The following is an 11,518-nucleotide window of genomic DNA, read 5'->3' as shown; positions in this document are numbered from 1 at the left end:
GTGTGCGAGGGCGGTAACGGCGCCCTCGCACACGCCTCGTTCAGCATCCGGTCACCAGGGACCGGAGTGTCAGCCGTTCGCGTTCACCTGCGTGATGTTGCAGGTGACGTAGCAGTTGTTGAAGTTCGCCTGGTAGTTGACGTCCTCCCAGTCGTAGTACAGGCCGGTGGCCTGACCCTCCGGCAACTGCTGCAGCGCGTCGATGTCCGTCGTGTGCACGTGCTTCACCTCCTCTCGATCTCGTCCCCGCTCCGGCGGCGACGGGTGCGCGTCACGCCTCGTTGATCTGCGTGACACCGCAGGTGTAGTAGCAGGCGTTGATGTTCACCTGGATGATGATGTCGTGGACGAAGTCGCCACAGAGCGCCGTCGGCGTGCTCTCCGGCAACGTCTCCAGAGCCACGACCTCCCGGGTCACCTCCACCCGTTCACCCCCTCTCACCGTCGGGACGGGTCTCGCCGCGGTCGCGGCAAGTTCTCGGGCCGGGAGCGGCGGCCAGGAAGGCCAGCACGGTCCGCGGCAGATCGGGCGCGGCGGCGTCGTCCAGCACGCCGTGCCCCGCGCCGGGGTACTCGAGGTGGCACGGCTCGGAGCCGGCGGCGCGCAGCGCGTCGCGGACGGCGCGCACCTGGGAGACGGGGACCACGTCGTCCGCGGTGCCGTGGGCGAGCAGGACGCGGGCGGTGACCGCCGGGGCGAACCGCGTCACGTCGCGCTCACCGAGCTCGTCCTCGACCGGCGCCAGGCCGTCCAGCCGGTCGATCATCGCCCGGACCGCCGCCCCGGCCTCCGGGTACAGTCGCCGCGCCGAGGCGAACGGCGCCACCGCGACGACGTGCGACCACAGACCGGGCTCGACCCCGGCCGCCAGCAGCGCGAGGAAGGCTCCGTAGCTCGCGCCGAGCAGCCGCAGCGGCGCCCCCGTCGGCTCGGCGAGGTCGCGCGCGAGGGCGAGCAGGTCGGCCAGGTCCGGGCCACCCCAGGCGCCCCGGCCGGTGTGCTCGTCGCGCGGGCCGGGGCCCGTCCCGCCGCGCAGGTTCGGCGCGACGACGAGCAGCCCGGCGGCGGCGAGCTCATGCATCAGCGGGTCGTAGGACAGCCGCCACGCCCCGATCGGGCCGCCATGGAGCGCGAGCAGCACCGCGTGCGCGGTGTCCCGGTCCCCGTGGACCACCGCCTCGATCGGGCCCGCCGGTCCGTGGAGGACCGCGTGTTCCACCGGCCTCGGGGGCACCCGTAGATCGCCGTCATCGGGGTGCAGGACGAACCGGCCGCTCGTCGGCGGTGTCAGCTCGGCCAGCCCCGGCGGCGAGGCCGGCCCGGTGAACGGGAACCGGAGGGCGTCCTCGCCCCAGTGCGCCGAGCCGCCGATCACGCCGGGCGGCACCGGGACGGGCACGAGCTCGTCGGTGCCCGGGTGGTAGATCGCGAGGTGGGACCGGCAGGGCTCGTCGAGCTGCAGGAGCACCCGCCGCCCGCGGGGGTCCGGGGCGAGCGGCCACACGCGGCACTCGTCCGTGCTGCGCAGGACCTCGGGGAAGGTGAGCGGGCCACGCCCGTGGTCGGCGGCCCAGCCCAGCCGGTCCGCGCCGTGCCCGACCACCAGCAGCCCCGTCTCCGGCGCACAGAGCAGCGGGCGCACGCCGTCGTCCGGGCGGTCCGACAGCGGGCGGGTCGTGCCGTCGGTCGTGTCGATCACCAGCGGTCGCATCCGTCCTCCGGAGAGGCACCCGACGGCCAGCGCGCGGCCCGCGGTGTCCAGCCACGCCGTGCTCGGCACCAGGCCGGGCACCCGGCCCACCTCGACCGGCCCGTCGAGGCCGATCCGCCACAGCCGGGACGTCCCGTCCCGCTCGGTGCTCAGCCCCCAGCCCGCTGCTCCCCCGGCGGCCGGCGGGGCGACCAGCCGGAAGCCCTGGGCGTCGACCTCCCCGAGCCGCCGGCTCGTGCCGTCCGGGGCGACCAGCGTGAGGTGGTGGCGGCCCTCGATCGGCCGGGTGACCAGCAGGCTCCCGTCGTCGAGCGGGACGGGCTGGGTCCAGCGCGTCCCGGACCGCTCACCGGGCACCAGCCGTGGTCGGGCCGGGTCGAACGACCACGCCTCCACCCGGTACCGGCCGCCGTTCCCCGCGAGGCAGGCGCCGTGGCGGCCGGACGGGGAGAACCGGAAGCCGAGGCGGTCCGGGGGTCGGGGCGGCGGCGTCGCCGAGGCTGCCGGCTCTGCCGGGACCGGCCGGTCGACGACCTCGTCGACCATCCAGGCGCGGGGGCCTCCGTGCTCGAGCCGGACCAGGAAGCGGAGTACCCCGGCCAGCCCGGTGCCGGCGTCGGCGACCACGTCCCGGCCGGTCTCGTCGGCGACGAGCAGCCGGCCGTCGCGCCGGCAGTGCCGCAGCGCCGCCGCCTCGGCGAGGTCCTCCGCCCAATCCCGGAGGGCGGGTTCGTCGAGCAGCGCGGCGGCGTCGAGCAGGAACTCGCCGTCGCCGGCCAGGCCGTGGCAGGCCGAGGGCAGCGAGCCCCAGCGGGCCCGGTGCACGGCGACCGCGGCGGCCCGCGCGCACTCGGCGTGGCGCTCGTTCCCCGAGCACCGCCAGGCCCGCAGCAGGAAGCTGCCGATCCCCGACGACCCGTTGCACCAGTGCGCCCAGCGTTCCCGCCCACCGGGGCCGGCGGGCCACCACGCGGCCCCGTCCTCGACGGCGGCCGCCTCGCAGAGGGTGTCGGCCGCCGCCAGGGCGAGCTCCGTGGCTCGGCCGTCGCCCGTCGCGGCGCCGGCCGCCAGCAGGGCGTACCCGACGCCGGCGGCGCCGTGGGCGAAGCCGTAGTGCCGAACCCCGGCCAGCTCGGAGGCCAGGTCGCCCGGCACGGGCCACAGGACCTGCCCGTCGATCCGCTCGGCCGCGGCGACCAGCGAGTCGACGTAGCGGCGGGTCCGAGGGCGGAGCTCCTCGGCGCCCGTGGCCGACCACAGGTGCAGCGCGGCCAGCAGTGCCCCCGCGACCCCGTGGGTCACGTCGGGGCTGACCGGGTGGGCCTGCGGGATCTCGAGCGCGGTCCGCACACCCTCGTCGACCAGCGCGGTGTCCCCCAGGACGGCGCCGGCGTCGTGCAGCGCCCAGGCGGTCCCGGACCTGCCGAAGTACAGCCCGGGCAGCCGTCGGGGTTCCGCGGCTGCCCGCCGGCGCAGCCACTCGGCAGCCGCGGTCACCGCGTCGCGGAGCTCGTCCGGCCGCTCGGACGCACGCGCGAGGAGCGCGGCGGTGAGGGTGTCGAGCACGCCTGCGGCGCCGTGCTGCACCGCGGCCGGGTCGAACGCCGCGCCCCGGCCGGCCGGCCAGAGGCGGTCGGGGCGGTCCGGCGTCATCGTCGCGAGCAGGTGCGCGACGCCGTCGCGCACGAGCCGGGCGCGGTCCGGGGCCGGACGGGCCGACGCGGGGACGAGCGGAGCGGAGGGCCGGAGCAGGTGCAGCACCGTCGCCAGCGGGGCCCGGTCCCGCGGGTCGTCGGTCAGGAGCGCGGCGATCGCCGGCCGCAGGGCGCGGGCGGCCTCGTAGTCGCGAGCGACGGCATCGAGCCAGGCGAGCAGGCGCGGCCGAACCGGCGTGGCGCCGGGCGGGCGGTCGGCGGGCAGCACCGGGTCGCTGCCGGTGGCGAGCAGGAAGAACAGACAGCCCAGCGCGTACCGGTCCTCGGCGAGGGTGGCGGCCGGGTCGGGACCCGGCCCGTCGTGCTCCGGTGCGCGGTAGCCGGGCGTCCCGCCCCGCCGGGCCGGTGTGCCGACCGGCGCGGCGAGCTCGAGATCGACGACGGCGGGTAGGCCCGCGGCGTCGACCAGGACGTTCGTGGGGCTGAGGTCGCGCAGCACCACGCCCCGCCCGTGCACCTGCGCGAGCAGCAGGGCCAGCCGCCGGGCCAGCGCCAGCGCCTCGTCGGCCGGGACGCCCCGGCCGGGGCGGCAGCGGGCCGCGGTCCACGCCCCGAGCGGGGCGCGGTCGAGGTGCTCCTCGACGAGGAACTGGTCGCCGTCCTGGGTGAAGGTGGCGAGCAGCCCGGGCACCAGGCCGGTGGGCGCGAGCCGGCGCAGCATGTCCGCCTCCCGGCGGATCGCGTCGCGGGCGTCGCGGCCGGACTCGTCGGCCTCCGCGTGCGCGCGGCCCTGCTTCACCACGACTGTCCCGCCGAGCGCCCCGTCGTCGGCGAGGTAGACCCCGCCCTTCGTGGAGTGCCGCAGCGCGCCGCGGACGGTGAAGCGGTCCCCCAGCAGCACCGCGCGCGGGCCGGCCGGTTCCTCCTCGCCCCGGGGCAGCGGGCACGTCACCCAGGACGGCGGCGTGTACCGGGGTTCGCGGCGGTCCGGCTCGGCGACACCCTCCGGCGTGACGACGACCCCGCGGTAGAGCCCGTCCGCGGTCAGCTCCGCGGGCCGGTCGAAGGCGCCGTAGCGGTAGTGCACCACGCCCCCCGCGCGGTAGGGGCGGTCGGAGAGGATGCGCGGGCCGGCGAGCCCGGACGTCGCGGCGTCGAGCTCGCCCGCCAGGGCGACGAACTGCGCGTCGTCACCGGGATAGACGGTGACGACCTTCCCCGCCTGCGCCCGGTCGCACTCGCGGCTGCCCAGGGCCCGCACCGCGGCGAGGTCGGGGGCGAACTTGAAGGCGACCCGGTGCGCGGCCAGGCACGGGACGATCCCCCGCAGGACGGCCGGAGCCGTGCGCGGCGTCGCCGAGAGGTGCAGCTTCCAGCCGGCGTCGCGTGGGGGCCGCCCGGCGGGTGTCGCGGTGCACCAGGTGTCGCCGCGGCGCACGGTCCAGCCCGGCTGCGCGTCCGCCAGCAGCTCCGCCACCAGCGCGGTCAGGTCCGCGGGCCCGGTCTGCGCGGGCGGCCGGGCGACGAGCGCCCCGACCCGCGACATCCCCAGGGCCGGGCATTCGGGAGCACGCGACCGGGCCACCCGTCCGCCGAGCTCCCCGCGCCGCCGTTCCAGCGGCGCTCGCCCCGATCCGTGGACGTCCATGATCTCGCCCCCTCGCGTACGGCCGAGAAATCATCGGCCCGCCGGAGTCAGGGGCGGTGTGGACGAACTCCGTCGTCGGCTGCCCTGGGGCTGCCGGAACCGGAGACGGCGACGACGTTAACCGGGGCCGCGCCGGACCCGCCATACGTAGAACAACGCATTGCGCACGGCCGGACGCGGTCGGTCGGCGGAGCGCCTCCCGTCGGCGCCTGCGACCCGCTACCCTCCCTGCGACGCCGCCCCCTGCGGCGCCACCGGCCCTGACCTCGCCGTGTCCGCGCACTGCTCGGGGTCCGCGCCCGTCTCCCGTCCCGCTCGCCCGCCCGCGGTGCCGTCCGCGCCGGTCCGGCCGGTCGTGACCCGGTACCCGCCGCGAACCGCGACCCGCGAACGGAGAGCCTCATGCACCCGCGCTCGTTGCCGCGCGGCCGGTCGGTGCCGGTCGTCCTGCTCACCCTCGCCGTGTCCCTTGCTCTCGCGCTGTCCCTCGCCGCGGCGTGCACCGCGCCCGCGCCGTCGCCGCCCGCACCGACAGCTCAGCCGGCACCCACGGCGGCACAGCCGGCGCCGACGGCGGCGCCGCCCGCGGAGGACGACCCCGCGGCCTGCACCCTGGGTCCCTGCGAGATCCGCGTCGACGGACCCCTGACGATCCCGCTCGCCGCGGGCTCCGGTGTCACGGAGATCCGGGTCGTGGCGGCCGGCGCGCGCGGTGTCGAGCTCGTCGCGGTCGTGCCCGGCGGGCAGGTGAGCACCCGTTGCTCCGGCGCCTGCGCGGGCATGCGCACCACGACCTCCGACGGCACCTCCTCTGTCCGGCTCACCGCAGGAGCCGGCGCCGTGGTGGGTGTCAACGACGTCCGGATCGACGTGCGCTCGGCGACCGGCGGCAAGGCCGTCCTCCGCCTCACCCCGGGGTGAGTCCCTCGGCCTCAGCGGTAGCAGTACGAGTCCGAGGAGGCGTCCCCACCCTGCAGCCGGACCTGGTGCACCCGCAGGCCCCGGAACTCGTCGCCGTGGGGGAAGAACCGCTGGTCGAGGGTCATCCCGCCGTCCGGCCCGACGTCCGCCTTCGCCATCCACGCGCCCACGCCGTCGGGGTAGAACTGGTCGTCCCAGGCGCCGTAGAGGGAGTTCGTGAAGTAGACGCGGCGCCCGTCCCGGCTGACCTCGACCATCTGCGGCCCGCCGGCCAGCGGCAGGTCGGGGGCGGCCGGGTGTGCGGCGCGGCCGACGATCCCGCCGAGCCGGACCGAGCCCACCTCGCGCGGGTGGGCCGGGTCGCCGACGTCGAACTGCTTCAGCTCGCCGGTGCCCCAGCAGGAGACGTAGAGGAAGCGGTCGTCGACGGAGAGGTCGATGTCGGTGATCAGCGGCGGCACGGCGGAGAACGGCTTCAGGGCGGGCGGCAGCAGGTCGGGATCGGCGGGCTCGGCCGGGACCGTGATCACCTTCTCGACCCGCCACTCGTCGCCGTCGAGGAACCACCGCCAGATCGACCCCGACAGGTCCTCGGTCGAGATCACGACGCCCACGAACCCCCAGGTCGCCTCGGGATCGTGGGAGGGCCGCACCTCGAGCGCCATCTGGTGCTGCGCGCCCAGGTCGAGCCGCTGCAGGTGGCGGCCCTCGGCCAGGTCCCAGACGTGGATGGCGTGCCCGTACTCGTTGCCGAGCAGGAGCTCGGGCACCACGCCGTCCTCGATCATCGACGGGTGGCCCCACTCGCTGGAGATCAGGACGTTGCGGTTGAGGTGCCACCAGGCGTCGTAGGCCAGCCGCTGCGGGCCGCGGTCCGTCTCCCAGGCCCGAACCACCTCGAACGTCGTGTGGTCGAGCAGCGCGATCCCGCCGGGGCCGTCGTCGTTGCCCTGCGGACCGCCGATGCAGGTGAGGAACACGCCGTCGGGCCCGCAGTGCATCGTGTGCGGCCGCGAGTAACCGGCCGCCTCGGACAGGTCCTTCGCCGTGACCGTGCGGACCACCCGCGGGGCGCGCGGATCGGGCACGGTGTCGAGGACGTGGATGTTCGACGACCGCAGGCCCGGGACCAGCAGGTACCGCCGCGCGAGGCCGTTCATGTCGTGACCGGCGTGGGCGAGCGCGGAGGAGCAGGCGTTCCAGCCGAAGTGGTGCAGCTCGTCGCCGGTGCCGGGCATGTCCGTCCAGCCGACGACACGGCCGTAGGTCTCGGCGTCCGGGTCGACGTCGACCACGGCCATCGCGTCCGGCCGTTCGGCGGGACGGTCGAACGCGGCGACGTACGCCAGGCGCTCGGGTGGGGCGGCCGCGGCCTCGGCGGCGGAGCGGTAGAACGTCGGGTCGGTGACCGGCTGCGTCATGGAACGACCTCCTCGTCTCCCCGAGAGATCGCCCACACTTCGCCGCCTTCCGGGCCCGGTCAAGGGCTCGTCCGGGATCAGCGGACGGCGCGGGGGCGCGGCTGGCAGCGCGGACAGGAGAAGGAGCTGCGGTTCATGAACGCCTCGCGGCGGATCGGGGTGCCGCAACGGCGGCACGGCTCGTCCGTGCGGCCGTAGACCGCCAGCGAGCGGTCGAAGTAACCCGAGGCGCCGTTCACGTTGACGTACAACGCGTCGAACGACGTGCCGCCCTGGTCGAGGGCCTCCGCCATCACCTCGGAGGCGGCCTCGAGAACGGCGACGCCCTGCTTCCGGGTGAGCTTCTCGGTCGGCCGCGCACCGTGCAGCCGCGCGCGCCAGAGCGCCTCGTCGGCGTAGATGTTGCCGATCCCGGACACCACGGTCTGATCGAGCAGCGCGCGCTTGATCTCGGTGCGGCGGCGGCGCATGCCGGCCACGGCCGCGTCGAGCGAGAACAGCGGATCCATCGGGTCCCGCCCGATGTGCGCGACGGGCTCGGGCAGCAGCCCGCCGCCCGCCCCCTCGGTGAGCGGGTGGACGGACAGGCCGCCGAAGGTCCGCTGGTCGACGAAGCGCAGCTCGGGGCCCTCGTCGTCGAACCGCAGGCGGATCCGCAGGTGCTTCTCGTCCGGCCGGTCCGGGGTGGCGACGAGCATCTGGCCGCTCATCCCCAGGTGGGCGAGGATCGCGTCGTCCCCCGGCCCGGCGCTGTCCAGCTCGAGCCAGAGGTACTTGCCGCGGCGCCGGGCCGCGCTGATCGTGCGGCCCTTCAGCCGGGCGGCGAAGTCCTCGCCGCCGGCGACGTGCCGGCGCACCGCGCGCGGGTGCGCGACGGTGACCTCGGCGATGATGCGGTCGAGGACGTGGTCGGCGAGACCGCGCCGGACCACCTCGACCTCGGGAAGCTCGGGCACGTCAGCTCCGGGCCGTCAACGCTGGGCCTGGGGCGACTTCTGCGTCTCGTCCGTGATGGTGCGCCAGGCGAGCGCGGCGGCCTTCTGCTCGGCCTCCTTCTTGGTGCGCCCGTCCCCGGAGCCCAGCTCGCGACCCCCGACGACCGCGGTCGCCGTGAAGGTCTTGAGGTGGTCCGGCCCCTCCTCGGCGATCCGGTACTCCGGCACGCCGAGCCCCTCCGAGGCCGTGAGCTCCTGGAGGCTGGTCTTCCAGTCCAGGCCGGCCCCCAGCAGCGGGGCGCCCTGCAGCAGGTCGCCGAACAGCCGGTGCACCAGCGACCGGGCCGTCTCCAGCCCGTGGTCGAGGTAGACCGCGCCGATCAGGGCCTCGGTGGCGTCGGCCAGGATGCTCGCCTTCTCCCGGCCACCGGTGAGTTCCTCACCACGGCCGAGGGAGATGTAGGCGCCCAGCCCGTGCTCGGACAGCGTCGCCGCCACACCGGCGAGCGCGTGCATGTTGACCACGCTCGCCCGCAGCTTGGCGAGCTGGCCCTCCGGCAGCTCCGGGTGATCCCGGTAGAGCCGCTCGGTGACGATGATCCCGAGCACCGAGTCGCCGAGGAACTCCAGCCGCTCGTTGGTCGGCAGACCACCGTGCTCGTACGCGTACGAGCGGTGCGTGAGAGCGAGGGTGAGCAACTCGGCGCCGATCTCGACGCCGAGTGCCTCCAGCAGCGGGGTGCGGTCCTCGCGGGGCCCCGTGACGCTCTTGTCGCCCACCGGCAAATCAGGCCGGACGGACGACCTGACGACCGTCGTACTGCCCGCAGACGGGGCAGGCGACGTGCGGCGGCTTCAGCTCGCCACAGGCGCGGTTGTTGCAGGCGACGAGGGTCGGCGCGGTGGCCTTCCACTGCGCCCGACGAGAGCGCGTGTTGGACCGCGACATCCGGCGCTTGGGTACGGCCACGGCAGATCTCCTACGGTTGTGCTCGAGAGGTCTTACGACATCGAAACGTCTTCAGTCGGACGGCAGGCGCTCACGCAGAGCCGCCCACCGGGGATCCAGTGTCTCATGCCGGTGGTCGGGCCCGAGATCGGCCCGTCGTCCGCCGCACTCGGGGCACAGACCTGGGCAGTCGTCCCGGCACAGCGGCGCGAGCGGGAGCTCGAGGACGATCGCGTCCCGCACGGTCTGCTCGAGGTCCACGTGCTCGTCGACGACCCGCGGGATCTCGTCCTCGTCGGTCGTCTCCTCGGTGACGCTGTCCGGGTACGCGAACAGCTCCTCGATGCGCACCTCGAGGTCCTCGTCCAGCTCGTCGAGGCACCGGGAGCACTCGCCCGCCAGGTGCGCCGAGGCGGTCCCCGACACGTAGACGCCCTCGCTCACCGACTCCAGGCGCAGGTCCAGCTCGACGGGGCTGCCCGGCGGCACGGCAAGGACGCCGACCAGGCCGATGGCCTCGTCGGCACGCTCCGCGCCCGGTCCGGGGACGGACCGGGTGACGGTGCGCATGGTGCCCGGACGACGGCCCATCTCACGGGTGGAGAACACCCAGGGGCTGGTCTCGGGGCGGGATTCGGGGGCGCGGTTCGTGCTCATGACTCGCGCGAGGATACGCGCAGTCCACGACCCGGCGTCCACACCAGCCGCACCCCACCTCCCCGAGCCGGCAGTCCCGGCACCGCGAGTCGGGAGTTCCGGCAGCGCGAGTCGGGAGTTCCGGCAGCGCGAGTCGGCAGTTCTGGCAGCGCGAGTCGGGAGTTCCGGCAGCGCGAGTCGGGAGTTCCGGCAGCGCGAGTCGGCAGTTGCCACCGAAACGGCGATGCCGGGGAGACGGCGGTCGCGCCGCCCTTCGCTCAGCGGCGTACGTGGGCCGGGAAGGCCTCGGCGACAGCGGCGGCGAGCTCCAGGAAGGCGTCCCGCGTGGCCGGGCGCAGCCGGCCCTGGTCGATCCGCCCGCCCGTCGCGAGGTGGGGGTCGTGCGGCACCTCCACCACCGCGCGGCAGCGGCCGCCGAAGTGGTCGCGCAGCGCCGGGGCGTCGATCTCACGGCCTGCGCGCCCGACCAGCACCACGACCGCGTCGGTCACGAGCCTCTCGTGCCCGTGCGCGACGAGCCAGTCGAGGGTTTTGCTGGCCCGGCCGGCCCCGTCGACCGTCGGCGCCCCGACGACGACGAGCGAGTCGGCCACGTCGAGCGTCCCGGCCATCGCCGAGTGGACCATGCCGGTGCCGGAGTCGGTGATCATCACGCTGAAGTACCGGGCGAGCGCCTCGTCGACCCGCAGGTACTCGTCGCGGGTGAACGCCTCCCCCGCCGCGGGGTCCTGCTCGGAGGCGAGGACCTGCAGCCGGCCGGCGAGGCTCGTGTAGCGCGAGACGGCGGTCCAGGAGTCGACGGCGCCGAGGTCGTCGAGCAGGTCGCGGACGGTCCGGTCGCTGTGCCCGGTCAGCCGGTCGGCGAGGGTGCCGGCGTCGGGGTTGGCGTCGAGCGCGAGGATGCGGTCGCCGCGGTACTCGGCGAGCGCGAGGCCGAGGCACGCGGTCACGGTCGTCTTGCCGACGCCGCCCTTCAGCGAGGTCACCGCCACGCGGTGCGTCCCGGCGAGGTGGCTCCGAACCCGGGCGAGCCGGTCCTGGGCGGCGAGCTGCGCCGCGCTGGGGCCGGGGTCGATCCGGCCGAGCGTGGCGGCGTGCAGGATCTTGCGCCAGCCGCGGTCGGGCACCGGGCCACGCGCCCGGACCAGCGAGTCCGGGTCGAACGACCGCAGGTGGGCCGGTCCCGCGGCGCGCCGCGCGTCCGGACCGACCGCGGGCAGCCCGGCGGGATCGGTGAACCATGCCCCGGCCTCGCCGCCCTGCCGCTGCGGGTACGCCATGCGAGGCGGCTCGCGCCCGTCGTCGGCCGCCCTGTCCTCCGCCACCGTCGTCTCCCTCTCCCCGGACCCCGTCGGCTCGCCGTGCAGGCGGTGGCCGTACCGCTCCCACCAGGTCGCCGGATCCGGCTCGTCGTGGCGGGCCATGTGCGCAGAGTAGTCCGTCCGCCACAGTCTGTTGAGCCGATTGACCGGATAGTGATCGACTGCGCGCCGACATCGTCGGTTGCCGGCATGATCGTCGGCTCGGTGCAGCAACGGTCGCCGATACCGCCACCAGTGCAGGCAAAGGCCGATCACGACGCCCCGCCCTCACCGTCAGTCATGATCGTTGACTAGGTGC

At 75.6% G+C, this 11,518-nt stretch carries 10 protein-coding genes; 1 reads left to right on the top strand and 9 read right to left on the bottom strand.

The features are described 5' to 3' along the window. Positions 1-69: 69 nt before the first annotated feature. Genes AB0B41_RS10305 through lanL form a run of 3 tightly spaced genes read right to left on the bottom strand, consistent with a single transcriptional unit; the run spans position 70 to position 5,015 of the window. Positions 70-219, bottom strand: coding sequence for an ALQxL family class IV lanthipeptide (locus tag AB0B41_RS10305; protein WP_358201199.1), 150 nt, complete (start codon positions 217-219; stop codon positions 70-72). A gap of 52 nt (positions 220-271) precedes the next feature. Further along, a complete protein-coding gene (locus AB0B41_RS10300) occupies positions 272-424 on the bottom strand; it encodes a hypothetical protein (RefSeq protein WP_358201197.1) in 153 nt (50 codons plus the stop codon). Positions 425-428: 4 nt separating this feature from the next. Next, complete coding sequence (gene lanL, locus AB0B41_RS10295) at positions 429-5,015, bottom strand: class IV lanthionine synthetase LanL (RefSeq protein ID WP_358201195.1); 4,587 nt, start codon at positions 5,013-5,015, stop codon at positions 429-431. 402 nt (positions 5,016-5,417) lie between these two features. On the opposite strand from lanL, the gene AB0B41_RS10290 reads away from it, so the two are divergent. Next, positions 5,418-5,936, top strand: a complete 519-nt coding sequence (locus AB0B41_RS10290) for a hypothetical protein (RefSeq protein ID WP_358201193.1) — start codon at positions 5,418-5,420, stop codon at positions 5,934-5,936. 11 nt (positions 5,937-5,947) lie between these two features. Here AB0B41_RS10290 and AB0B41_RS10285 read toward each other — a convergent pair whose 3' ends face one another. From AB0B41_RS10285 to AB0B41_RS10260, 6 genes are all read right to left on the bottom strand, one after another. Beyond that, positions 5,948-7,357 (bottom strand): selenium-binding protein SBP56-related protein, encoded by a 1,410-nt coding sequence (locus AB0B41_RS10285; RefSeq protein WP_358201191.1) that lies wholly within the window; start codon positions 7,355-7,357, stop codon positions 5,948-5,950. A gap of 77 nt (positions 7,358-7,434) precedes the next feature. After that, on the bottom strand, positions 7,435-8,313 hold the full coding sequence (gene mutM / locus AB0B41_RS10280) for a bifunctional DNA-formamidopyrimidine glycosylase/DNA-(apurinic or apyrimidinic site) lyase (RefSeq protein ID WP_358201188.1): 879 nt from the start codon (positions 8,311-8,313) through the stop codon (positions 7,435-7,437). Between the two features lie 15 nt (positions 8,314-8,328). Beyond that, positions 8,329-9,072 carry a ribonuclease III gene (gene rnc, locus AB0B41_RS10275; protein ID WP_358201186.1) on the bottom strand — a complete coding sequence of 248 codons (744 nt, stop codon included), beginning with the start codon at positions 9,070-9,072 and terminating at the stop codon, positions 8,329-8,331. 7 nt (positions 9,073-9,079) lie between these two features. Next, complete coding sequence (gene rpmF, locus AB0B41_RS10270; RefSeq protein ID WP_081924191.1) at positions 9,080-9,262, bottom strand: 50S ribosomal protein L32; 183 nt, start codon at positions 9,260-9,262, stop codon at positions 9,080-9,082. 51 nt (positions 9,263-9,313) lie between these two features. Continuing rightward, entirely contained in the window at positions 9,314-9,898 is a 585-nt protein-coding gene (locus AB0B41_RS10265) for a YceD family protein (protein WP_358201183.1), read from the bottom strand. 257 nt (positions 9,899-10,155) lie between these two features. Next, positions 10,156-11,322: an AAA family ATPase gene (locus AB0B41_RS10260; protein WP_358201181.1), complete on the bottom strand. Its 1,167-nt coding sequence runs from the start codon at positions 11,320-11,322 to the stop codon at positions 10,156-10,158. Positions 11,323-11,518: the final 196 nt, after the last annotated feature.

Source organism: Pseudonocardia sp. NPDC049154 (genome assembly GCF_040648315.1).
GTDB lineage: Bacteria > Actinomycetota > Actinomycetes > Mycobacteriales > Pseudonocardiaceae > Pseudonocardia.
This window is presented reverse-complemented; position numbering and strand designations above follow the sequence as displayed.